Annotated in this window: 20 protein-coding genes; 12 read left to right on the forward strand and 8 right to left on the reverse strand. The window is 58.2% G+C overall.

Annotated elements, in window-relative coordinates:
• Positions 1-64 precede the first annotated feature (64 nt).
• The 4 genes from BM320_RS10535 to BM320_RS10550 are packed head-to-tail and all read left to right on the forward strand — an operon-like array spanning position 65 to position 6,742.
• Positions 65-1,069, forward strand: a complete 1,005-nt coding sequence (locus tag BM320_RS10535) for an AAA family ATPase (RefSeq protein ID WP_090199712.1) — start codon at positions 65-67, stop codon at positions 1,067-1,069.
• Complete coding sequence (locus BM320_RS10540) at positions 1,066-1,935, forward strand: DUF58 domain-containing protein (RefSeq protein WP_090199715.1); 870 nt, start codon at positions 1,066-1,068, stop codon at positions 1,933-1,935. The genes BM320_RS10535 and BM320_RS10540 overlap by 4 nt, the downstream gene beginning before the upstream one ends.
• Entirely contained in the window at positions 1,932-4,679 is a 2,748-nt protein-coding gene (locus BM320_RS10545) for a DUF4159 domain-containing protein (RefSeq protein WP_090199717.1), read from the forward strand. The genes BM320_RS10540 and BM320_RS10545 overlap by 4 nt, the downstream gene beginning before the upstream one ends.
• A complete protein-coding gene (locus BM320_RS10550; RefSeq protein WP_090199720.1) occupies positions 4,676-6,742 on the forward strand; it encodes a hypothetical protein in 2,067 nt (688 codons plus the stop codon). Before BM320_RS10545 ends, BM320_RS10550 begins: the two co-directional genes overlap by 4 nt.
• On the opposite strand, the gene BM320_RS10555 is transcribed toward BM320_RS10550, so the two are convergent.
• Both BM320_RS10555 and BM320_RS10560 read right to left on the reverse strand, forming a co-directional pair.
• The gene (locus tag BM320_RS10555) at positions 6,739-7,077 is read right to left on the reverse strand and encodes a hypothetical protein (RefSeq protein WP_090199722.1); all 339 of its coding nucleotides are present in this window, start codon (positions 7,075-7,077) and stop codon (positions 6,739-6,741) included. The two genes, BM320_RS10550 and BM320_RS10555, sit on opposite strands and share 4 nt — an antisense overlap.
• Positions 7,074-7,772, reverse strand: a complete 699-nt coding sequence (locus BM320_RS10560; RefSeq protein WP_090199724.1) for a DUF599 domain-containing protein — start codon at positions 7,770-7,772, stop codon at positions 7,074-7,076. The genes BM320_RS10555 and BM320_RS10560 overlap by 4 nt, the downstream gene beginning before the upstream one ends.
• Before the next feature lie 81 nt (positions 7,773-7,853).
• Between BM320_RS10560 and BM320_RS10565 the strand changes: the two genes are divergently transcribed.
• The 6 genes from BM320_RS10565 to BM320_RS10590 all read left to right on the forward strand — a co-directional run bounded on the left by BM320_RS10565 (position 7,854) and on the right by BM320_RS10590 (position 13,537).
• A complete protein-coding gene (locus BM320_RS10565) occupies positions 7,854-9,296 on the forward strand; it encodes an FAD-linked oxidase C-terminal domain-containing protein (protein WP_090199726.1) in 1,443 nt (480 codons plus the stop codon).
• Between the two features lies 1 nt (position 9,297).
• A complete protein-coding gene (locus BM320_RS10570) occupies positions 9,298-10,407 on the forward strand; it encodes an FAD-binding protein (protein ID WP_090199728.1) in 1,110 nt (369 codons plus the stop codon).
• Positions 10,407-10,757, forward strand: coding sequence for a hypothetical protein (locus tag BM320_RS10575; RefSeq protein ID WP_090199731.1), 351 nt, complete (start codon positions 10,407-10,409; stop codon positions 10,755-10,757). Before BM320_RS10570 ends, BM320_RS10575 begins: the two co-directional genes overlap by 1 nt.
• Entirely contained in the window at positions 10,758-12,074 is a 1,317-nt protein-coding gene (gene glcF / locus BM320_RS10580) for a glycolate oxidase subunit GlcF (protein ID WP_090199734.1), read from the forward strand.
• Between the two features lie 54 nt (positions 12,075-12,128).
• Positions 12,129-12,938 (forward strand): trypsin-like serine peptidase, encoded by an 810-nt coding sequence (locus BM320_RS10585; protein WP_090199736.1) that lies wholly within the window; start codon positions 12,129-12,131, stop codon positions 12,936-12,938.
• A gap of 131 nt (positions 12,939-13,069) precedes the next feature.
• Positions 13,070-13,537, forward strand: a complete 468-nt coding sequence (locus tag BM320_RS10590) for an Hsp20 family protein (protein ID WP_090199738.1) — start codon at positions 13,070-13,072, stop codon at positions 13,535-13,537.
• 139 nt (positions 13,538-13,676) lie between these two features.
• Here BM320_RS10590 and BM320_RS10595 read toward each other — a convergent pair whose 3' ends face one another.
• Positions 13,677-15,722, reverse strand: coding sequence for an NADH:flavin oxidoreductase (locus tag BM320_RS10595; protein ID WP_090200575.1), 2,046 nt, complete (start codon positions 15,720-15,722; stop codon positions 13,677-13,679).
• A 93-nt stretch (positions 15,723-15,815) separates the two neighbouring features.
• Between BM320_RS10595 and BM320_RS10600 the strand changes: the two genes are divergently transcribed.
• Positions 15,816-16,433: a TetR/AcrR family transcriptional regulator gene (locus BM320_RS10600; protein ID WP_090199740.1), complete on the forward strand. Its 618-nt coding sequence runs from the start codon at positions 15,816-15,818 to the stop codon at positions 16,431-16,433.
• A 105-nt stretch (positions 16,434-16,538) separates the two neighbouring features.
• Here BM320_RS10600 and polA read toward each other — a convergent pair whose 3' ends face one another.
• The 3 genes from polA to BM320_RS10615 form a co-directional block, all read right to left on the reverse strand.
• On the reverse strand, positions 16,539-19,352 hold the full coding sequence (gene polA / locus BM320_RS10605; protein WP_090199742.1) for a DNA polymerase I: 2,814 nt from the start codon (positions 19,350-19,352) through the stop codon (positions 16,539-16,541).
• A 76-nt stretch (positions 19,353-19,428) separates the two neighbouring features.
• Entirely contained in the window at positions 19,429-19,980 is a 552-nt protein-coding gene (locus tag BM320_RS10610) for a TIGR02117 family protein (RefSeq protein WP_165615030.1), read from the reverse strand.
• Positions 19,981-20,048: 68 nt separating this feature from the next.
• Positions 20,049-20,228: a zinc-finger domain-containing protein gene (locus BM320_RS10615; protein ID WP_090200576.1), complete on the reverse strand. Its 180-nt coding sequence runs from the start codon at positions 20,226-20,228 to the stop codon at positions 20,049-20,051.
• A gap of 87 nt (positions 20,229-20,315) precedes the next feature.
• Between BM320_RS10615 and BM320_RS10620 the strand changes: the two genes are divergently transcribed.
• On the forward strand, positions 20,316-21,245 hold the full coding sequence (locus BM320_RS10620; RefSeq protein ID WP_090199746.1) for an ABC transporter ATP-binding protein: 930 nt from the start codon (positions 20,316-20,318) through the stop codon (positions 21,243-21,245).
• A 1-nt stretch (position 21,246) separates the two neighbouring features.
• On the opposite strand, the gene BM320_RS10625 is transcribed toward BM320_RS10620, so the two are convergent.
• Both BM320_RS10625 and BM320_RS10630 read right to left on the reverse strand, forming a co-directional pair.
• The gene (locus BM320_RS10625) at positions 21,247-21,609 is read right to left on the reverse strand and encodes an HIT domain-containing protein (protein ID WP_090199749.1); all 363 of its coding nucleotides are present in this window, start codon (positions 21,607-21,609) and stop codon (positions 21,247-21,249) included.
• An 8-nt stretch (positions 21,610-21,617) separates the two neighbouring features.
• Positions 21,618-23,195 (reverse strand): DUF5928 domain-containing protein, encoded by a 1,578-nt coding sequence (locus tag BM320_RS10630; RefSeq protein ID WP_090199751.1) that lies wholly within the window; start codon positions 23,193-23,195, stop codon positions 21,618-21,620.
• Between the last annotated feature and the right edge of the window lie 67 nt (positions 23,196-23,262).

Raw genomic sequence — 23,262 nt, forward strand, 5'->3', positions numbered from 1 at the left:
TTGCCATTGGGGTTTATGCGATTATCTGTTCGAATAGCAGATAACGAATTACCGGAGGAAAGTCATGGGTGATCACGCCGATCTTGTTGTCCAAATCGAAAATCTGGGCGCTAAGCTGCAAGAGGCCCGCCACAGTATTTCGGCCCGCTTTATCGGCCAGACGCGGGTGGTTGACCTGACGCTGACCGCCTTGATTTGTGGCGGACACGCGGTGTTGATCGGCTTGCCGGGGCTTGGCAAGACCATGCTGGTTGACACGCTGTCGACCGTGATGGGGCTGAATGGCAACCGGATCCAGTTTACGCCCGACCTGATGCCCGCCGATATTCTGGGGTCCGAAGTCTTGGAAACATCAGCCGATGGCACCCGCAACTTTCGGTTTATCCAAGGGCCGGTTTTTTGCCAGCTTCTGATGGCGGACGAGATCAACCGCGCCTCCCCGCGCACCCAATCAGCGCTTTTGCAAGCGATGCAGGAAAAAGAAGTATCGATTGCCGGTGAACACCGTCCGCTTGGTGCGCCGTTTCATGTGCTGGCCACGCAAAACCCGATTGAACAGGAAGGCACTTACCCGCTGCCCGAGGCCCAGCTTGACCGGTTTCTGGTCCAGATTGATGTCCCCTACCCCGACCGCGCCACCGAGCGCGACATCCTGATCGCAACGACCGGTGTGGCCGAGGCCGAAGCGACACCCGTGTTCACCGCCGCCCAATTGCTGGATGCGCAGACCCTGCTGCGCCGGATGCCCGTTGGCGACAATATCGTTGAAATGATCCTTGATCTGGTGCGCGCCTGCCGCCCTGACGCGAATGCGCCCGATGTGATCCGCCAAAACGTCAGCTGGGGTCCAGGCCCGCGGGCAGCGCAGGCGTTGATGCTGACCGTGCGCGCGCAGGCGTTGCTTGACGGGCGTCTGGCCCCATCAGCCGAAGACGTGCGCGCGATGGCCGTGCCTGTGCTGGAACACCGGATGGCGCTGTCATTTGCGGCCCGTGCGCGGGGCGAAGACATTGCTGATATTATCAACCGCGTGGCAGCCGAAATTACCAAGGTTACAGCCGCCGCATGACCGCCCCGCTTTCCCTGCGCGCCGAGGCACATAGCCTCTCTGCCCCGCTACCGGCACTATTGGCCGAGGCAGAACACCTTGCGACTACGGTCTTGCTTGGTGATCACGGGCGCAGGCGTGCAGGCACGGGCGATACGTTCTGGCAGTACCGTCCGGCGCAACCCACAGATGCGGCGCGCAGCATTGATTGGCGCAGATCAGCACGGTCGGATGCAAATTTTGTGCAAGACAAGGAATGGCAAATCGCGCAGTCGATCCTGCTTTGGGTTGATCAGGCGGCGTCGATGCAATTTCAATCCGGCGATCTGCCCAGCAAAGGCGCACGCGCGCGTGTTCTCGGGCTTGCCACGGCGATCTTGTTGAACCGTGGTGGCGAACGGGTCGGGCTAACGGGGCTGCGCCTGCCGCCGCGCCGCGGTGACGCGCAGATCACGCAGATGGCGCATATCCTGTCTGAACAGGCCGATGTCGATTACGGCGCGCCCGAGGTCCAAGGCATGCTGCCGCATTCACGCGCCCTGTTCATCAGCGATTTTCTAGGCGATATTGCACCGGTCGAAGACGCGCTACTGCGTGCCGCTGATCGCGGTGTGCGCGGTGCGTTGTTGCAAATCCTTGACCCGCAGGAAGAAGAATTTCCCTTTGACGGGCGCACCGTATTCACATCCATGACCGGCGCGCTGGAACATGAAACGATGAAGGCAGGCGATCTGAAAGCGCGCTACCTTGACCGGCTCGCCGCGCGCAAGGACAGGCTGATGCAACTGGCACGCACAACGGGCTGGCAGTTCAGCACACATCATACCGGAAAACCCGCGATTGCTGCACTGCTTTGGCTTTATAGCGCGTTGGAGCGGCGCACATGATGGCGCTTGGCCCGATCGGATTTACCGCCCCTTGGCTCTTGGTCGCGCTTGCGGCACTGCCCGTGCTTTGGGTGCTATTGCGCGCCGTGCCGCCTGCGCCGATCCGCCGAAAATTTCCAGGTGTCGCGCTGCTGCTGGGGCTGACCGATAAAGACAGCCAATCCGACCGCACACCTTGGTGGCTTTTGTTACTGCGATTGCTGGCAATGGCGGCGCTGATTATCGGCTTTGCCGGACCCGTGCTAAACCCGCAAGCCGCGCGCGACGGGCATGGTGATCTGCTGATCGCCGTGGATGGCACGTGGGCGGGGGCTGCACGCTGGTCGCAGCAAATGACCCGCGTTGATACGCTTTTGTCCGAAGCCGCCGTGGCCGACCGCCGTGTCGCGGTAGTGGTCCTGTCGGATTTGCCGACGGGTGATCTGCCCTTTGCTGCGCCGAACGACTGGCAGAACCGCCTGCCCAACCTTGCGCCGCGCCCGTGGCAACCGACTGCCCCCGCAGACTATTTTGCGGATCAATCCGGCGCATTTGAAACCTATTGGCTGTCGGACGGGATTGACTACGCGGGGCGCGATGCGCTGCTGGCACAATTCGAAACGCGCGGCGCGGTTACCGTGTTCCAAACACCGCAGCAAACCTTTGGGCTGCGCCCCGCCAAATTTGAAGACGGGCAAGTGATCCTATCCGCCACCCGTACGCCCTCGGGCACAGCATTTGAGGCGCAAATCACCGCCACTGGCCGCGACCCTGCGGGGGTTGAACGCGCGCTAGCCGCCGTGCCGATCAGCTTTGCCGCAGGCGCGGCAGAGGCGCAGACGGCGATGGTCTTGCCACCCGAGTTGCGCAACCGGATCACGCGGTTTTCGATTGACGGGCTGCGTTCGGCAGGCGCCGTCAGCCTGACTGATGACGCGCTTAAGCGGCGCGAGGTCGCACTGATCGCGCAGGGTGATGCGCGCGAAGGGCTGGAACTGCTTTCGCCGCTTTATTACCTGCAAGAGGCGCTTGAGCCGACCGCCGATCTGATTGACGGCACTTTGGCCGATATCTTGCTGGCCAACCCCGATGTGATCATTCTGGCCGATGTTGCCACGCTGAGCGCGCCAGAAACCGAAAGCCTGCAAGAATGGGTCACAAATGGCGGGATGCTACTGCGTTTTGCGGGTCCACGTCTTGCCGCGAGCGATCTGGGGCGCATCACGCAAGACCCGCTTTTGCCAGTGCGCCTGCGGTCCGGTGGCCGCACTGTCGGCGGCGCGATGAGCTGGGGTGCGCCCAAATCGCTGGCCCCTTTTGACGCTGACAGCCCGTTCTTTGGCCTGCCCGTCCCCGATGATGTGACCGTCACCAGCCAAGTCATGGCGCAGCCCGACCCTACGCTTGCCGCGCGGGTCATCGCGCAATTGGCGGATGGCACGCCGCTGGTCACGCGCAACCGCATGGGCGATGGGCAAATCGTCTTGTTCCACGTCACCGCAAACGCACAGTGGTCAACCTTGCCGCTGTCAGGGCTTTTTGTGCAGATGCTGGAGCGTTTGGCGGTTTCAACCCGCCCGGCCATGCCCGACGCGGCAGAGCTGACAGGCACAACATGGTTGCCGCATCAGGTTCTCGATGCTTACGGCCAGCTCGATGATGCGCGCACTTTGCCCGGCGTCGCCGGAGAGCTGATCGCAACCGCATCCCCCGGGCCGGAATTGCAACCGGGCCTTTATGCGGGCGCTGACAGGCAATTGGCGGTGAATGTGATCAGCGCGGATAGCGTGCTTGCACCCGCAAGCTGGCCCGCACGTATCGCGGTTGAAGGCATGACAGCGCTCCGCGAAACCGCGCTCAAGGGCTGGTTGCTGGCAGCGGCCACGCTATTGTTGATGATCGACGTGATCGCGTCGCTGGCCGTGGGCGGGCGTTTGCGCGGGCCGCGCGCGGATGTGGCGGCATTGCTTGCGCTGATGCTTTTGGCCGCACCCGATGCACAGGCCGATGATGCCTTTGCGCTGCGCGCCACATCGGACGTGGTGTTGGGCCATGTGATCACCGGCAATGCCAGCGTCGATGAAACCGCCAGCGCAGGGCTTTTGGGCCTGTCGCAAGCGCTGTACCGGCGCACCTCGATTGAGCCATCCGCGCCTTTGGCCGTGAACCTTGAAACCGACGAACTTGCGTTTTTTCCGTTTCTTTACTGGCCCATAACCGCCGACCAGCCACTGCCTTCGCAGGCCGCCTATGCCAAGTTGAACCGGTATTTGCGGTCGGGCGGGATGATCATGTTTGATACCCGCGACGCCGATACCGCGCGTTTCGGGTCCGGTTCGCCCGAGGGGCGCAAATTGCAGGCGATTGCGCGGTCTTTGGACATTCCGGCGCTTGAACCTGTGCCATCCGATCACGTGCTGACCCGCACGTTCTATCTGCTACAAGATTTCCCCGGCCGCTACGCCAGCCGCGATGTCTGGGTCGAGGCCGCACCGATCGGGGCAGTTCAGGCCGAAGGCATGCCGTTTCGCAATCTTAACGATGGCGTCACCCCTGTCATAATCGGCGGCAACAATTGGGCCGCCGCATGGGCGGTTACGGCAAATGGCGCGCCGATGCTGCCTGTGGGGCGCGGCCAGTCCGGCGAACGCCAGCGCGAGATCGCATTTCGTTTCGGGATCAATGTGATCATGCATGTGCTGACCGGAAACTATAAATCTGATCAGGTCCATGTGCCGGATCTGCTTGACCGGTTGGGCCAATGACACAGACATTGATTTTTGATCCTTTACTTCCCGTTCCGGCGCTGATCGGATTTGCCTGCATCGTCGCATTTGGGATTGCGTTTGCGCTATGGCGGCGTCTGCCCGGTCGGTGGCTGCGCTGCGCCGCGGCGGTTTTGCTGCTTGGCGCGATTGCAGGGCCGTCGATCCAGCAAGAAGACCGCGCCGCCCTGTCCGACATTGTGCTGGCTGTGGTCGACGAAAGCGCAAGCCAAAGGATCGCCGACAGGCCCGCGCAAAACGCGGCCGCGCTTGCCAATATCAGCGCGCAGATCGCACGGCTGGACAACACCGAACTGCGCATCGTGCGCGTCACGGATGGCGAAGATAACAGCGGCACCGCATTGATGACCGCCACGACCCAAGCCCTATCCGAAGAACCCCAAGGCCGTGTTGCGGGCGTTATCTTGATTAGTGACGGGCGTTTGCACGACATTGAACGCGCGCCGCGCCTGCCCGCGCCGATGCATCTGTTGCTGACTGGCCAGCCCGATGACTGGGACCGCCGGCTGGTTGTGTCACACGCACCCGCCTTTGCGATATTGGGTGAACAGGTCACGCTGACCCTGCGCGTTGATGATCAGGGCGCAGCGCCCGCGACCCAAGCGGTCGAGTTGTCCATCGCGGTCGATGGCGAACCCGCGGTAAGCCTGCCAATCCCGATTGGCCAAGACATTGAAATCCCGTTCGAGCTGCCCCACGGTGGTATGAACGTCGTGCAGTTTTCCATCCCCGAGGCCGAAGGCGAGCTGACCGCGCGCAATAACGCCGCAGTCGTGCAGATCAACGGCGTGCGCGACCGACTGCGCGTGCTTTTGGTGTCGGGTGAACCGCACGCAGGCGAACGGACCTGGCGCAACCTGCTGAAATCCGACCAGACCGTTGATCTGGTGCATTTCACCATCCTGCGCCCACCCGAAAAGCAAGACGGCGTGCCGGTCAATGAACTGTCGCTGATCGCCTTTCCGACGCGCGAATTGTTTCTGGAAAAGATCAATGACTTTGATCTGATCATCTTTGACCGCTACCGCCGCCGCGGGATCCTGCCGGGGGATTATTTCAACAATATCCGCGAATACGTGGAAAAAGGCGGCGCGGTGCTGGTGTCGTCGGGGCCGGAATATGGCAGCGCTGAAAGCATCTACCGCTCGCCGCTTGGGCAAATTCTGCCGGGCGCACCCACTGCGCGGGTATTTGAGGAAGGCTTCACCCCGCAAATCACCGAGATCGGTGAGCGCCACCCCGTGACCGAAGGTCTGGAAGAATTTGCACCCAATCCTGCGGGCGACGGCCCCGGTTGGGGGCGTTGGTTCCGGCTGGTTGATGTGCTGGTCCCGCAAGAGGCCACGACCGTGATGTCGGGGCTGGATGACCGCCCGCTTTTGGTGCTGAACCGCATTGGCGAAGGCCGCGTGTCGCTGATCGCCTCGGATCATAGTTGGCTATGGGATCGCGGGTTCGAAGGCGGCGGGCCGCAGCTCGAATTGCTGCGCCGTTTGGCGCATTGGATGATGAAAGAACCCGAGCTTGAAGAAGAATCGCTTTGGGCGGAACCCAGCGGCCAGACCATGCGGATCATCCGCCGCACATTGGGCGAGAGCGTGGGCGATGTGACAGTCACCCACCCCGATGGCACCGAGACCGTCCTGTCCCTTGAACAGGTGTCACCGGGGCGGTTTGAAACACTGTGGACCGGCCCTGAAATCGGGCTTTACCGGCTGACCGACGGGGTTGAAAACTCTGTAATCGCGCTTGGGCCTGCTGCACCGCGCGAGTTTGAACAAACGATTGCAACGGGTGACACGCTTGCACCTGTGATTGCCGCAACGGGCGGTGGCATGCTTGCTGTGTCGGACGGTGATTTCAGTATCCGCGCAGTGCGCGCAGGACGCCCCGCGCAAGGGCGCGGCTGGATCGGGATCACACCCCGCGACGCCTATCAAACGGCCGATATCCGGATCACGCCGATCCTGCCTGCTTGGGCGTGGCTATTGTTAGCCGCAATGCTGAGTATCGGCGCATGGCTGCGCGAGGGGCGGCGTTAGTCGCTTAACGCGACTTCGAACAGCGTGGCGTCCCAGCCATCGACACTACAGCGGGTGCGGATGAATACCGATGTCGCGCCTTCGGGGATCATGACCCCGCTTTGCGACCGCGTGAACGGTTGTTCATTGACATGCGGATGCGCGAGTTCGCGAAAACCAAGCCGATTGCCATCCGCATCAAGCACTTCCCATCCGTCTGCGTAATGGTCCCAACCCGTATCGGCATGCAAAATCGTGACCGACACGCGGTCACCTGAAACCGTCACGTCGGTGACTTGGGCGGGGTCGGCCAGCGCGGTTGTGGCCACAAAAAACGGGATCAGGGCAAGTCTCATGGACCCTCGTTTAGCAGAATACTGCGCGGCACCGATGCAAATTCGCGTGACCAGACAATCGCCAGTGCCGTCAGCGTCGCGCCGATCAGCGCAAACGCGCCCAACAGCCATGCTAGTGCCGCCAGCGCGAAATACATCGCCCGTAGCCCGCGGTTAAAATTCACGGCGGCGCGGATATTCAGCTCGGCCGCTTGCGCGGCGCGCGGATAGGCGGCAGGGTCTTCGGGGTCATTTGGCACCGCTGACATTACAACCGCGCAATAGCCGAACACGCGGTTGGCCCAGACAAATTTCAAAAATGCATTGGCCAGAAACAATACAACCAGCCCAAGTTTCAACTGCCAGACCACCACGGGCAGCGGCACATCTGTGACCTCGAGCGCCACACCGCGCAACGGGTCCGTGTTCCCGATCAGCGCCAGCACACCCCCCATTGCAAGAAGGCAGGTGGATGCAAAGAACGATGTGCTTTGCCGCAGACTGGCCAGAATTTGGCTGTCGAAAATACGTGGCGAGCGGGTCACGAAGACTTTCATCCATTCACGCCGATGCGCCGACATCAGCACCGTGACCGATGGGCGTTTGCTACCTGGTCGTTCAATCAATGTGCCGATAACCAGCCAAGCCAGCATGATAAACGCCGCAGCGCACCAATCCCAAAGGGTCAAAAGCCCAAGATGTTCAATGAGTTCCATGCACCCTGTTTAGCCAACCCGCTAATGACTTGCTATATGGAAAAATTGGTAATATATTTTTACCAAATACGGAGATCGCCCATGCAAATGCCAGCCCCCGATGCCAGCGTCCTGTCCCGCAAGGACCAAATTGTCAGCCGATTACAAGGGGTTTTGCCCGCAAATGCGGTGATTTCCGATATTGCCGAAACCCGCGCCTATGAATGCGACGCACTGACCGCCTATCGCTGCCCGCCGCTTTGCGCAGTACTGCCTGCGAATACCGCCGAAGTCGCGGCGGTCATGAAAATTTGCCACGATATGGGCGTGCCTGTGGTACCGCGCGGGTCAGGTACCTCGCTTGCGGGTGGGGCTTTGCCGACGGCTGATTGCGTGATCCTTGGCGTGGCCAAGATGAACGCTGTGATCGAAACCAACTATCCTGATCGCTATATCACCGTGCAAACAGGCCGGACCAACCTGTCGGTGACGGGCGCGGTCGAGGCCGACGGGTTTTTCTACGCCCCCGATCCTTCCAGCCAGCTGGCCTGTGCCATCGCCGGCAATATCGCAATGAATTCCGGCGGCGCGCATTGCCTGAAATACGGGGTGACCACGAACAACCTGCTTGGCGTCACTATGGTGATGATGGATGGCAGTGTTGTTGAAATCGGGGGTGCGCATATGGATGCGGGCGGGTTGGATCTGCTTGGGGTCATTTGCGGCTCCGAAGGGCAGCTTGGCGTCGTCACCGAAGCCACCCTGCGCATCCTGCCTAAACCCGAAGGCGCGCGCCCCGTTCTCATGGGCTATGACAGCAACGAGGTCGCAGGGCAGGTTGTGACCGACATTATCAAGGCTGGCGTACTACCCGTCGCGATCGAATTCATGGACCGCCCGTGTATCGAAGCCACCGAAGCCTTTGCCAAGGCGGGTTACCCGATGTGCGAGGCGCTGCTGATTGTCGAGGTCGAAGGATCCGACGCCGAAATCGACGCACAACTGGCCCTGATCATGGAAATTGCTGCCAAACATAACCCCGTTGAATTGCGCGAAGCCAAATCAGCGGATGAGGCGGCGCGTATTTGGCTGGGCCGCAAATCCGCCTTTGGCGCGATGGGGCAGATCAACGATTACATGTGCCTTGATGGGACGATCCCCGTGTCACAACTGCCCTATGTGCTGCGCCGCATTGGCGAGATGTCCAAAGAATACGGGCTGGGCGTTGGCAACGTGTTTCATGCTGGCGACGGCAATATGCACCCGCTGATCCTGTTTGACGCGAATAAACCGGGCGATCTGGAGCTCTGCGAGGCCTTCGGCGCGGATATCCTGAAGCTCTGTGTCGAGGTTGGCGGATGCCTGACCGGCGAACATGGCGTGGGCATTGAAAAGCGCGACCTGATGCATGTGCAATATGATCCTGCCGATCTCGAGGCGCAGATGGCCGTCAAGGATGTGTTCGACCCCAAATGGTTACTGAACGCGGCCAAGGTTTTTCCGCTTGATGCCTCTGAAAATCGCCGCATGGCCGGAGGCCGCTAAGATGACACCACAGACCGAACAAGACCTTAGCGATCTGATCAAAGATGCCCGTGATCCGCTCAGCATTCGGGGCGGCGGCACGCGTAGCTATGCCCATGTTGCGGGTGATACAGTTGATATGCGCGCCATGTCGGGCATTACGCTTTATGAACCCGGTGCCATGACGATTGTCGCAAAGGCGGGCACGCCATTGTCGGAAATCAACACCGCCTTGGCCGCTGAAAACCAGCGGCTCGCGTTTGAACCGATGGACCACCGCGCGCTTTTGGGTACGTCAGGCGAACCCACGATCGGCGGTGTGGTGGCCGCTAATATATCCGGCCCGCGCCGTATTTCTGTGGGTGCTTGCCGCGATTTTCTGCTGGGCGTGCGCTTTGTCGATGGGGCCGGCAATATCGTCAAGAACGGTGGCCGCGTGATGAAAAACGTCACCGGTTATGATCTGGTAAAACTGATGGCGGGGGCTTACGGCACGCTTGGCGTGCTGACCGAGGTATCATTGAAGGTGCTGCCAAATGTGGCGCAAACCGGCTGTGTGTTGATCCACGGGCTAGATGACGCGCAGGCGGTGGTGGCGATGTCAGCGGCACTTGGATCACCGTTCGAGGTCACAGGTGCCGCGCATTTCCCGCAAAACATGGACGGCGATCCGGTCACGATGATCCGCATCGAAGGTTTTGATGCGTCGGTCCAATACCGCGCTGACCGCCTGCGTGACCTGCTTAAACCTTATGGCGAAGTTACTGTAAAAATCGGTGATGCCGACGGGCTGTTAGAAAGTTGGGATCGGGTGCGCGATGTACATGCTTTTGCCGGTCAACCCGGTGATATTTGGCGCATCTCGGTGAAACCTTCGGATGCAGCGGGGCTGGTCGCAAAACTTGGTGCAAAGGCGGTGCAATATGATTGGGGCGGCGGTTTGATCTGGGCGCTGACCGATGGCGGCGATATGCGCGCGCGCATAGGTGAAGTCAAAGGGCACGCCACATTGATCCGCGGCACTGCCGCGCCCGTGTTTCACCCCGAACCCGCACCCGTTGCCGCAATCAGTGCCGCACTGCGCGCGAAATTCGACCCACGTAATATTTTGAACACAGGGTTGATGGGATAATGGGGATTATCGTCTTTATCGCTGTTCCGCCTATTGTGACCTTTCTCATTCTGGCCGCGACATCGGCAGGCAAGCCGTTCCTGACAATGCTTGCTATATTCGGGATTTTTTGGGTATTGGCCGCTGGCGCGACATTTCCAATTGCGCCGGCAAGCGGGCCGGATGACTGGTTTCACGGAATCGAAGTGATCCCACTATATGGGGCGCTCGGTGCCGCGCTGGCAGCGACGGTCGCACAAGCCATTCGTTGGTGGCGGTTACGGAATGGTAAACGCCCGTTTTATCTCATTATCCTTATCGCGGTTCTATTTGCGGCCTTTGTTATCACGACATCTTTGGGAGCCTTCTAAGTGCAAACCACATTCACACCAGAACAGCTTAGCGATCCGGGCACGGCGCGTGCCAATGAAATCCTGCGCGCCTGTGTCCATTGCGGGTTTTGCACGGCGACCTGCCCGACTTACCAAGTGCTTGGAGATGAGCTCGACAGCCCGCGCGGGCGGATCTACCTGATCAAGGATATGCTGGAAAATAACCGCAAGCCGGATGCCAAAACGGTCAAACATATTGACCGATGCCTGTCGTGTCTTGCCTGCATGACGACCTGCCCATCGGGCGTGCATTACATGCATCTGGTCGATCACGCGCGCGCCTATATCGAAGAAAACTATGACCGCCCGTGGTCGGATCGCGCATTGCGGTGGGTGCTTGCCCGCGTGCTGCCCTATCCGACGCGGTTTCGGGTGGCACTGCTGGGTGCCAGAATCGCGCGGCCCTTTGCGCGATTCCTGCCCGATCCACGCCTGCGCGCAATGATCGCAATGGCGCCAAAGGTGATCCCTCCTGTCAGCCGCAATGACGATCCGCAAACATTCCCAGCGCAGGGCAAAAAGATGCGCATCGCACTGATGACCGGCTGCGCGCAAAAGGCGTTAAATACCGACGTCAACGATGCCACAATCCGACTGCTGACCCGTTTCGGGGCTGAAGTTGTCGTGGCCGAAGGCGCGGGCTGTTGCGGCGCGCTCACCCATCACATGGGCAAGGAAGATGAAAGCCACGCAGCGGCAGCCAAGAACATCCGCGCTTGGGTGAGCGAGATGGATCAAGGGCTTGATGCGATTGTGATCAATACCTCTGGCTGCGGCACCACGGTCAAGGATTACGGGCATATGTTCCGCAATGATCCGCTGGCGACCGATGCAGCGCGGGTCAGTGCGATCGCGATGGATGTATCCGAGGTCTTGATGAAACTCGACCTGCCCAAAGGCGCTGACAAAGGCACCAAGGTCGCCTATCACGCGGCCTGCTCATTGCAACATGGCCAGCAGATCAAGACCCACCCTAAGACCCTGTTGAAAAACGCAGGATTTACCGTACTTGAACCCGCCGACAGTCATCTGTGCTGCGGATCGGCGGGGACATACAACCTGATGCAGCCCGAAATCTCGGCGCAGTTGAAGTCGCGCAAGGTGGATACGCTAGAGGCATTGACCCCCGATATCATCGCCGCAGGCAATATCGGCTGTATGATGCAGATCGGCAGCGCGACGGATGTCCCGATTGTGCACACCGTCGAATTGCTGGACTGGGCCACAGGCGGGCCAAAGCCGCCCGCGCTGATTGCGGGTCCAAATACGAAAATGAAGGTGCCAATCCTGCGCTAATGCCATATTGCTGCCGTAACTGTGCAAGAAGCTGTGCCAAACGATAGGGGCGACATGCGGCATTTATTGATCATTGCGTGCGGGCTGATGTTGGCCGGGCAATCGGCCCAAGCTGACGAAACCGGGCTTGTCAGCTTGCTCACCCGCCAGGACAGTCAGGGCTGGGAAGCTGTCGGCAGGCTCGATATCGCGGGCAAAGGGTTTTGCACGGCATCGCTGATCCGTGAAAGCCTGATTTTGACGGCTGCGCATTGCCTTTACGAAGATGATGGCACGCTGATCGACAGCGACAGGTTTGAATTTCGGGCGGGCTTGCGTGACGGGCGCGCCGCTGCCACGCGGGCAATCAGACGTGCAATTGCGCATCCCGACTATGATCCAAACGGCAGCGCCTTTATTCCGGCCGAAGTTGCGGTCGATATTGCCGTGCTTGAACTGGATCGCCCGATCCAGAACAGCAACATCCGCCCCTACCAGATTGCAACGCGGCCATTGACCGGCGATGAAATCGGGGTGGTTTCTTATGGGCGGGGCCGCGAAGATGTGCCTAGCCTGCAAGAGGTTTGCAGCGTCCTGGGGCGGCAAACAGGTGTGATCGTAATGACCTGTGATGTCGATTTCGGATCCAGCGGCGCACCTGTGTTTACCATGCGCGACGGGGAAACGCGGATCGCATCTGTTGTGTCTGCAATGGCGCGGATGGATGGGGAAAAAATCTCGCTTGGCACCTCGCTTGACGGGCCGCTTTCAACGCTGCTGGCGCATTTTGCAACCATGGGCCCCGCACTGCCCGGAGGCACAAGCCGGTTGATTTCCATTGGTGAACAAAATGACACAGGCGCAAAGTTCATCTCTGTCGACTAGGGTCTTGAAACCCCAAATCCGCATCCCCACATCAAGTTGACCAAGGCGCCAATTCAGGGCTTTGGACAAAACGGCCTGTCCCGAACGGGAAGGCTTCACACTTGTTATCGCTTGATAAAGGATGACCACCTATGCGTAATTTTGATCTTACCCCCCTGTACCGTGCCACCGTTGGTTTCGACCAAATCGCCGATCTTATGGATCGCGCCATCGCCAGCGATGTCGGCCAGAACAGCTATCCCCCTTACAATATCGAAAAGGTCGCAGATGACGGCTGGCGCATTTCGATCGCCGTTGCCGGTTTTGGCGAAGACGACCTCGCGATCGAGGTCAAGGACCGGTCGTTGCATATCACCGCGCGCAAGGCCGATGATGAAACGCAGCGCAAATACCTGCACCGTGGTATCGCAACCCGCGCGTTTGAACGCCGGTTTCACCTTGCCGACCACGTCCGCGTGACGGGGGCCAGCCATGAAAACGGCATGCTGCACATCGACCTGACCCGCGAAGTGCCAGAGGCGCTGAAGCCGCGCCGGATCGCGATCTCGGCGGCTGGTAAAAAAGATGCCAATCTTGTGGACGCGAAATCCGTCAACTAAGCAAAATCGCTCCCGGTATGGTGACGTACCGGGAGCGATGGCTTTGCAAACGCAGCGAACGGCAGCTTTGAGCCCATAGTACCGAATTTCTGTGACGCGGCGAACGTCCGGTTTCGATATTCGAACCGGAAGTAATCTTCTACAAGTCCTTCACGAGTCTAAGCGCATCGTAGATCGCGGCGTGTGTATTGCGGGCTGATACGGCGTCACCGATGCGGAAGAGTTGGAACGTTCCAACTTCGTTCTGCATGAGCATTTGAGGGGTCCCTGCGATTAGAGCGTCGTAGTTGACTGCACCTCTGTTTGAGCTAAGCGGTTTGAGATCGAAATACAATTCGTCCAGAGGCAATGTTCCGTAATTTACGACGACCTGATCGTATTCTTTTGTGCTTGTGTGTTCGCTGTAATCGGTGCCAATGGTCGCGGTCAGTTTGTTGCCCGTGCGCTCAACGCCCAACAATCTGCGGGTCACTGTGAAAGTCACGTCTTTGTCTTGTAGCGACCGCATATAAGGCACAAGGTTCATCGCCATGATGTCGGGCGAAAATGTGCGATCGGGGGTCATTATCTCGACCGCAGAGCCAGCCACTGCTGCAATTTCTGCAGCTTGCAATGCGGGATGGTCACCACTTTCGTCATAGATCAGCACGTTCTGTGCAGGCTTCACATCGCCCGCGATAATATCCCAAGACGTGACGACATTTGACGCTTCTTTCCTGCTTTCAAACAACTCTATGTTTGGCATGCCGCCTGTCGCCACAATCACCACATCAGGGTTTAGCGCGGTGACATCTTCCGCTTCGGCCCATGTATTAAAATGGAAGACAACATCGCGCGCAGCACATTGGGACATCCGCCAATCGATGATTGAAATCATCTCGCGGCGACGTGGGCTTTGGGCAGTCAGGCGCACTTGGCCGCCAGGGTCTGGTTGCGCCTCAAACACAACTACATCGTGGCCACGTTCGGCAGCAACACGCGCGGCTTCAAGTCCGGCGGGGCCTGCGCCGATAACGACAACTTTGCGCTTGGTTTCAGCCACCGGGATTGTGTGTGGCATTGTCAGTTCACGGCCTGTTGCAGCATTATGAATGCAAAGTGCATCACCAGCTTGATAGATTCGATCAAGGCAATAGGTCGCACCTACACAAGGTCGAATGTCTTCTTCGCGACCTTCAATGATTTTTTGAACAACATGCGGGTCCGCCATGTGGGCCCGGGTCATACCAACCATGTCGAGCAAGCCCGCATCAATAGCATGACGGGCAGTAGCAACATCAGGAATTTTGGCGGCGTGGAATGTTGGCATTCCGGTGAGTTTCTTAACCTGACCCGCGAAATCAAGATGTGGTGCGTTTGCCATGCCCTGAACAGGAATGAGGTCGGTCATTGCGGGGTCGGTATGGATACGCCCCCGCACAACATTCAGAAAGTCAAGTTGACCCGTCGCAGCAAGTTTCTTGGAAATCTCCAGACCATCTTCCGCAGTTATCCCGCCCTTTTGCGCTTCATCGGCTGTGTAACGGAAACCAACGATAAACTCTGCACCGACGCGTTTGCGAATTGCACCAAGCACATCAAGAGGGAACCGCATCCGGTTTTCAAGCGTATCGGCGCCATATGGTCCGACGAGGTCATTCGTAAGCGGCGACCAGAATTGGTCAAGCAGGTGCCCGTAAACTTGTAGCTCGATCCCATCCATACCGCCGGCTTTCATGCGCTCGGCGGCGTCGGCAAAGTCGTTAATTATCCGGTCGATGTCCCAATCTTCAATCAACTTGGGAAACGCGCGATGTGCTGGTTCGCGATGCTTAGATGAGGAAACAGAAGGCAACCAGTTGCCCTTGTTCCACGTAGTCCGTCGACCAAGGTGCGTCAGTTGAATCATGACCGCACAACCGTGCTCATGGCACCCATCAGTCAGGTTTTGAATCCACGGCACAACTTCGTCTTTGTAAGCTAAGATATTGTTGAAAACTGGAGGGCTGTCCTTTGACACCGCCGCCGATCCCGCTGTCATGGTTAGTGCGACACCCGCTTTCGCCCGTTCTTCGTGATAGGCGCGATAACGTTCTTTCGGCATCCCATCTTCTGGGTAGGCTGGTTCATGACTTGTGGTCATAATCCGATTTTTCAAAGTCAGATGTTTCAATTGGTATGGCTGAAGCAGAGGATCTTTAGTCATCTTGTCCATCTCGCAGTTGTCTTGACACATGTGTCGTGTTTGCATCCTGTCACTTAATTGACATATGTGTCAAGTTTTCATATTGTAAACGGTATGAAGTCACCCACCTCACGCCAACGCGGATCAAAAGAGCTTTGGCTTGACGCTGCATATGAGCTGCTCATTGCAGAAGGCATCGATGCTGTAAAAATCATGCCCTTGGCGAAAGTGCTCAATTTGTCTCGTACAGGGTTTTATTGGTTCTTCGAAGACATTGCCGAACTCCACGGCGCATTGGTCCAGCGTTGGGAAAGTAAGAATACCGGTCACCTCATTCAGCAATGCAATTTGGAGGCTTCAAATATCTGCGAAGCTCTTTTCAATCTAATGGATTGCTGGCTTGACCCCACGCTTTTTGATGCGCCCTTTGATCTCGCGATTCGGAACTGGGCGCGGGTGGATACCGACCTCGAGCAGCGCATCCAAGAGGCTGATAGGCGGCGGATATCTGCGGTGACTCAAATGTTTGAGCGGCATGCTTTTTCACAAGAACAAGCCGAGGTTCGCGGCCTGACGGTTATCTATACACAGATCGGTTATTTTTCGATGCAGGTCACAGAGAACGCAGCCGAGCGATTGGCAAGGGTTCAGCACTACGTCGAGCTCTTTGCAGGTGTTTCACCATCACAGAGCGACGTCTGCACATTTTTGAACCGACATGCAGCCAACTGAACAAAAGCAGGGTGCCGGAAATGCGAAGCACCAAAACCAGACCTTGAAACTCAAGCGCCTAATGTCTTCTTCGTCCGCGGAGCGGACCTAGCAGTGAACGCTACATCAATGCGCCTCGGCCCAGTTCGCGCCCTTCCCTGCGTCCACGGCCAGCTTCACGTCCAGCTTTACCGCGGGATCGCTGGCGTTTTCCATCACGTCGCGTGCCGTGGCGATCAGCGCGTCTGCGCTGCCTGCGTCGACCTCGAATATCAATTCATCGTGGACTTGCAGCAGCATTTTGGCGGGCAGCCCCGCAATTGCATCAGGCATGCGGATCATCGCGCGGCGGATCACGTCGGCGGCGGTCCCTTGGATCGGCGCGTTGATCGCGGCGCGTTTGGCGAAACCTGCGTGTGGGCCTTTGGCGTTGATCTCCGGCGTGTTGATTTTTCGTCCAAACAGCGTTTGCACATGCCCATGCTCTTTGGCAAAGGCGACCGTATTATCCATATAGGTCCGAATACCGGGGAACCGTTCAAAGTAGCGGTCGATGAACCCTTGGGCTTCGCTACGCGGGATACGCAGGTTGCGCGCAAGCCCAAAGCCGGAAATCCCGTAGATCACACCAAAGTTGATCGCCTTGGCCTGACGCCGTACATCGGGCGTCATTTTATCCAAAGGCACATCAAACATTTCCGACGCGGTCATTGCGTGGATGTCGATCCCGTCTTTAAACGCCTGTTTGAGCGCATCAATCCCCGCCACATGCGCCAGAATCCGCAGCTCGATCTGGCTATAGTCTAGGCTGACCAGCACATTGCCTGGTGCGGCAACAAAGGCTTCGCGGATGCGCCGCCCGTCCTCGGAACGCACAGGAATGTTCTGCAGGTTCGGGTCAGTAGACGCAAGCCGCCCCGTGTTCGCCCCCGCAATAGAATAGGACGTATGTACGCGACCCGTGTCAGGGTTAATATGTTCTTGCAGCGCATCGGTATAGGTCGATTTCAGCTTGGACAGCTGCCGCCAGTCCAGAATACGGCGCGGCAGATCATGGATCGTCGCCAGATCCTCGAGCACATCTGCACCGGTCGAATAGGCGCCGGTCTTGCCCTTTGACGGGGCCTTGCCGTCCGGCATTTCCAACCCCATTTCGTCGAACATGATCTCGCCCAGCTGCTTGGGCGATCCGACGTTGAATTTATGGCCGACCATTTCATAGATATCATGTTCCAGCCCCGCCATTTTCTGGGCAAAAGCGTTCGACATGCGCGACAGCGTATCGCGGTCCACCTGCACGCCGTGCATTTCCATCTGCGCAAGCACTGGCACCAGCGGGCGTTCTAGCGTTTCATAGACGGTTGTGACCTTTTTGGCGTGTAATTGCGGCTTGAACTGCTGCCAGAGCCGCAGGGTGATATCCGCATCCTCTGCGGCGTATTTCACGGCATCTACAATCGGCACGCGGTCAAAGGTAATCGCGGATTTGCCGGTGCCCAGCAGCGGTTTGATCGGGATCGGTGTGTGACCCAGATAGCGGTCCGAAAGCACATCCATCCCGTGGTTATGCACGCCTGCATTCATCGCATATGACATCAGCATTGTGTCATCGATGGGGGCAACGTTGATCCCCAGACGCGCGAAAATCTTGGCGTCATATTTCATGTTCTGGCCGATTTTGAGGATGGTTTCATCCCCAAGCACAGGCCCCAGCATGGCCAGACATGTGTCGAAATCCAACTGGCCTTCGGCCACATCATCGGACCCAAAAAGATCATCGGCGGCAGAGGCCTTGTGCGTCAGCGGGATATAGCAGGCTTGGCCCGGCTCCACACAAAGCGAGATGCCCACCAGTTCAGCGATCATTTCGTTCAGGCCGGTGGTTTCGGTGTCGACAGCGACATAGCCGCGCGCATAAATCCGGTCGATCCAGACCCCAAGCGCCGCAGCATCCGACACGCATTCATAGCTGTCGGCGTCGAACGGCACGGCTTCGGGTGCGGCGACATCGGGCGTGGCTGTCGGAACTGCAACAGCGGGGGGCTCTGCGCCCAGTTTATCGGCGATCCGTTTGGTGACGGTGCGAAATTCCATTTCTGCCAGAAAGCCAAGCAGGGTTTCAGGGTCCGGCGTGCGGACCTCAAGACTATCCAGATCAAAGGGCAGCACCATGTCGCAATCGAGCTGCACCAGCCGTTTGGACAGCTCAATTTGCGCGCGGTGGTCGATCAGGGTTTGACGGCGCTTGGGTTGTTTGATCTCACCCGCGCGGTCCAGCAGGGTTTCCAGATCGCCGTATTCATTGATCAAAAGCGCGGCAGTCTTGATCCCGATCCCCGGCGCGCCGGGTACGTTATCGACGGAATCGCCCGCAAGCGCCTGCACGTCGACAACGCGTTCCGGCCCGACACCGAATTTTTCAACCACACCGTCACTGTCGATGCGTTTGTTTTTCATCGGGTCCAGCATTTCAACGCCGCCGCCAACCAGTTGCATCAAATCCTTGTCCGACGACAGGATTGTCACCCGCCCGCCCGCATCGCGCGCCTGATGGGCAAGGGTTGCGATGATATCATCGGCCTCGAACCCTTCGATTTCTTCGCAGGCAATGTTGAACGCGCGTGTGGCATCGCGGGTCAGCGGCATCTGCGGGCGCAGGTCTTCGGGCATCGCATCGCGGTTGGCCTTGTATTGGTCATACATATCGTTTCGGAACGTATGGCTGCCCTTGTCGAAAATCACCGCAACATGGGTCGCGGCATCCGCCCCTGTGTTGGTTTCCACATAGCGTTGCAGCATATTCACAAAACCCGACACGGCCCCCACAGGCAACCCGTCGGATTTGCGCGTCAGCGGCGGCAACGCGTGATAGGCGCGAAAAATGAACGCCGAGCCGTCGATCAAATGCAGGTGGCAGCCTTTGCCGAATTGCGTTGTCATGGGGTGGCTCCTTGGGTTCAGTTCAGGTTCGGTTTTGCCATGATCAGCCCGGCTTCGCCAGCAGTCTTTGACAGACCTATTGAAGCGACCATGTGAATGGCGTCCATATCCCAATCCGTACCCCAGCACCGCGCAGCAAGTCACCCACCCACGCATTACAAGTCCGCAACAGATGAAACCGCCCCGTTGCGGGGTAGAACCGATCAGTCGCGTTAAATCCTGGATGGGCGATGGGTCGATCCGATGCAAACCCGGCGGTGATGCCGCCGAGCAATGCATCAAATTGCGCTGGGCTTAACCGCAATCGCGGCAGGTCCAGATCAGCATGCAACGGCCCCGCCAGATCGACGCGCATTACAGCGTCATCGCCAGTCACGGCGCGCCAAACGGGGCGAACACTAAGGTCGGCATAGTCTCCGGTGGTGGTGTAAAAATCGCGCGCGCCCCAGCCAATGCTGATCCACGCCACACCGGGGTGATTGATTGGCATGCCCGCCCCGGCCAGAAAACCCAACCTGTTGCGGACCTGTGGCGTCGCGGGGATCAAGATATCGGTGTGAATCGGTCCCGCAAAAAGCACAATTTCCACACCGCCCGTTTCAGGTGGCGGCGCACCTGTGCGGATCAACCCGCCAAATGTTCCCGCAAGGATATAAACGAGCGGTAATGAAAGCAGAAAAAGGCAAAGCCGCCGAATTAGACTTTGCCTTCAAAATCCGCATGTACGATTTTTGCATCGCAATAGGGGCATTCGACAAAGCCGACCTCATGCGGAATTTGCAGCCATACGCGCGGGTGGCCAAGGCCGCCGTCGCCACCATCACAGGCAATGCGCCAGTCGTTAACAATGCGGGTTTCTGGGGCTGGCGTGGTCATCATGTCACCTGTCTGCTTGCTGCGGGCCGCTATGGGCCTTAGATCACCTGTTACATACCGCAGGATGCACGCAGGGGAAAGACCAGCATGACCGACAACGCGATAGAAATTGCAGGGCTTAGGAAAACCTATGCGGCCACCGGACGCAGCCCCGCCAAAGAGGCGCTCAAAGGCATTGATCTGAACATTCCGCGCGGGTCCATCTTTGGGCTGCTGGGGCCAAACGGGGCCGGAAAATCGACACTGATCAATATCTTAGCGGGGCTTGTGGTGAAATCTGCAGGCAGTGTCAAAATCTGGGGTTTTGATCAGGATACCAACCCGCGCCAATCGCGCGCATCCATCGGGATCATGCCGCAAGAGCCGCATCTGGACCCGTTTTTTACGCCTGCGGGGTCGCTCGATGTGCAAGCCGGGCTTTACGGGGTGCCAAAGGCGCAGCGTCGCACCGCCGAGATTCTGGACCTGATCGGGCTGACCGATAAGGCGGATGCCTATGCGCGATCATTGTCGGGGGGTATGCGACGGCGGCTTTTGCTGGGCAAGGCGCTGGTGCATGCGCCACAAATTCTGGTGCTGGATGAACCGACTGCGGGCGTCGATATCACGTTGCGCAATATGCTTTGGCAGAACGTGCGCAAACTCAATGATGAGGGCATGACCGTGATCCTGACCACGCATTACCTCGAGGAGGCCGAGGCTATGTGCGACGAGATCGCGATCATCAACCACGGTGAAGTTGTGGTGCGCGACAGCACGGCCAACCTTCTGGGGCATCTGGATAGCAAAACGCTGGTGATTACACCCGACGGGCCTGCGCAACTGCCGGAATTACCCGCCACGATTACCGGCACGATCCGCGACAATGGCACGCTGGCGTTCACCTATCAAAGCACCAGCACCCCTGCGGATGCTGTCCTGAATATCCTGCGCAATGCAGGCATCGGGATCAGGGACGTCAAGACCGAACAGGCCGATCTTGAAGATGTGTTCCTATCGCTGACAGCGGCGAAATAAGCTAGGCGTCCAGCATCCGCCCGAGCGGGCGACCACCAAGGATATGCATGTGGTAATGCGGCACCTCTTGGACGCCGTGTGTGCGGGTGTTTGAAATGCCGCGAAACCCTTGGCCCAGATCGAATTTTTCGCACACGGCGGCAACGGCAGCAAAAAAACCCACCTGCTCATCAGCCGATGCATCGCGCGCAAAATGGTCAAGGCTCATATAAGGGCCTTTGGGGATCACCAGCACATGCACGGGGGCCTGCGGGTTGATATCGTGAAACGCCAGCGCGTGATCGTTTTCAAATGCTGTCTTGTTCGGGATTTCGCCGCGCAGGATTTTGGCGAAAATATTCTGGTCGTCGTAATTGTATTCCATGACTGGCCTCAATCAACAAAAAGATGGGGGGTTTGTGCAAGCGTGCGCGCGGTATCCATATCGACCTGCAAGAACCGGGCGATTGCCGCGGCATTGGATTCGTCAGAAGCAGTTTCGCTGATCTGCGCAGCACCGATAAAGCCCGCGTCGCGGATGCTATCGCGTTCATGCAAGATATCGCTGCGAATTGTCGGCAGCAGCCGTGCCACGGTCGCATCACTGCTTTGCGCGCCAGCCAATCCGACCCGTTTGGCATGGCCGGCCAGATAGTCATCATCAAATTCGCAAGCGATTTCCAGCAGGCGCACCACGGCCCGATCCGCAAAAAAGTCGCGCATCAGGTCGATATCGGCCGTATCAAGACAGATCACGAGCCGGTCGCTTTGATTGTGATCGAAAAGCATCCGCAAGAATGCACGCCTGTGACGTCCGCGTTTTTGCACTGTTGTCTCGATGCCACCCAAATCCGGCAGCGGCGTTGCATCTTCGTTAAACAAATATTCTACGGCCGGTATATCTGTATGCGCGCGAATGCCCGCGACAAGCCGTTTTGCGACATGCCATTTCTTGCAGGCCACTATCAGCAGTTCACGGTTGCGCCCGAGCGTGGTTTCGCGTTCCCAAAAACGCGGCGCAAACCGGCGGCCGATCCGCCCGCGCCCTGTCAGGAATTGAAACAGCCGCCGCCCTTCGTCGGTGATCACAAAATCGGTGCGGTCGCTGGCATAAAGCGCCCCCAGATCCGAACGCAATGTATGGGCCTCGGCGCTGATTTTGCGGGCGAACAACCCGCTTTGCCCCAACAATAGATCATAATGATCATTATAGAACGTCACCGGCATGCCGTAATCGGTAAACATCAAAAACGTCAGCGTGCGGTTTTCAATTTCTTTACCCGGCACCAGATGGCGGATAAGGGTCTGGAAAAATGTCTCGTCGGGGATCCAGGTGGTGCGGAAAAATCGCATCACATCCTTGCGCGCGCGAATGAAGTCCAGCAACGCTTCGACCGTTTGCCTGCGCAGACACCACCACTGGCTGCCAATCATCATTTGCACGCCTTTGGGCGTGTCGCGCGTGATCCGCAGCTTTTGCTGCAATGCCAGCGATGCATAAAAGCGCCATTTTTGCGTGCGCTCGTTGAAATAATGCCGGTAAATCAGCCGTTCTTCGCGAAAGCCCGTCTTGATCCAGTCACTGTCAAAGAAGTCATAGCTTTCAATAAAATCGCAATCATGGCGATCCAGAAAATCATGCGCATAGGTAGCCGATTTGATCGGCATGCAGTCGCCGGACACCATGTAAAAATGGCTGGCCCGCGGGAATGCATCAACCGCAGCCTCAACCGCGTATAGCGTTGCTTGCACAAGGCTCCACTCACCCCAACCGCATTTGATGCGCCGTTTGGCAAACGCCACATTGGGATTTTCCGCCAATGCGGATTGAATTGTCGCGAAATCCTGCGCGCTGGCCGATGCATCAAAATGGATCGCGATATAATCACCGGCCGCCGTCAGCTGCTGCGCCTGCTGCACAATCGCATCGGGGTTTTTGTGGCAAAGAAGGATAAAGGCGATTCTTGCCATATGCGTTGGGGGCCCCCTGCGAACAACGTAAATTTCGGCGCTTAACCGTGATCAGTCATTGAATAAA

This window comes from Yoonia tamlensis, from assembly GCF_900115105.1.
Taxonomy (GTDB): domain Bacteria; phylum Pseudomonadota; class Alphaproteobacteria; order Rhodobacterales; family Rhodobacteraceae; genus Yoonia; species Yoonia tamlensis.

Bases quoted from the DNA above. Each gene is read 5' to 3' on its own strand.
- BM320_RS10535 (WP_090199712.1), top strand. From the start codon at position 65: ATGGGTGATCACGCCGATCTTGTTGTCCAAATCGAAAATCTGGGCGCT.
- BM320_RS10540 (WP_090199715.1), top strand. From the start codon at position 1,066: ATGACCGCCCCGCTTTCCCTGCGCGCCGAGGCACATAGCCTCTCTGCC.
- BM320_RS10545 (WP_090199717.1), top strand. From the start codon at position 1,932: ATGATGGCGCTTGGCCCGATCGGATTTACCGCCCCTTGGCTCTTGGTC.
- BM320_RS10550 (WP_090199720.1), top strand. From the start codon at position 4,676: ATGACACAGACATTGATTTTTGATCCTTTACTTCCCGTTCCGGCGCTG.
- BM320_RS10555 (WP_090199722.1), bottom strand. From the start codon at position 7,077: ATGAGACTTGCCCTGATCCCGTTTTTTGTGGCCACAACCGCGCTGGCC.
- BM320_RS10560 (WP_090199724.1), bottom strand. From the start codon at position 7,772: ATGGAACTCATTGAACATCTTGGGCTTTTGACCCTTTGGGATTGGTGC.
- BM320_RS10565 (WP_090199726.1), top strand. From the start codon at position 7,854: ATGCAAATGCCAGCCCCCGATGCCAGCGTCCTGTCCCGCAAGGACCAA.
- BM320_RS10570 (WP_090199728.1), top strand. From the start codon at position 9,298: ATGACACCACAGACCGAACAAGACCTTAGCGATCTGATCAAAGATGCC.
- BM320_RS10575 (WP_090199731.1), top strand. From the start codon at position 10,407: ATGGGGATTATCGTCTTTATCGCTGTTCCGCCTATTGTGACCTTTCTC.
- BM320_RS10585 (WP_090199736.1), top strand. From the start codon at position 12,129: ATGCGGCATTTATTGATCATTGCGTGCGGGCTGATGTTGGCCGGGCAA.
- BM320_RS10590 (WP_090199738.1), top strand. From the start codon at position 13,070: ATGCGTAATTTTGATCTTACCCCCCTGTACCGTGCCACCGTTGGTTTC.
- BM320_RS10595 (WP_090200575.1), bottom strand. From the start codon at position 15,722: ATGACTAAAGATCCTCTGCTTCAGCCATACCAATTGAAACATCTGACT.
- BM320_RS10600 (WP_090199740.1), top strand. From the start codon at position 15,816: ATGAAGTCACCCACCTCACGCCAACGCGGATCAAAAGAGCTTTGGCTT.
- polA (WP_090199742.1), bottom strand. From the start codon at position 19,352: ATGACAACGCAATTCGGCAAAGGCTGCCACCTGCATTTGATCGACGGC.
- BM320_RS10615 (WP_090200576.1), bottom strand. From the start codon at position 20,228: ATGACCACGCCAGCCCCAGAAACCCGCATTGTTAACGACTGGCGCATT.
- BM320_RS10620 (WP_090199746.1), top strand. From the start codon at position 20,316: ATGACCGACAACGCGATAGAAATTGCAGGGCTTAGGAAAACCTATGCG.
- BM320_RS10625 (WP_090199749.1), bottom strand. From the start codon at position 21,609: ATGGAATACAATTACGACGACCAGAATATTTTCGCCAAAATCCTGCGC.
- BM320_RS10630 (WP_090199751.1), bottom strand. From the start codon at position 23,195: ATGGCAAGAATCGCCTTTATCCTTCTTTGCCACAAAAACCCCGATGCG.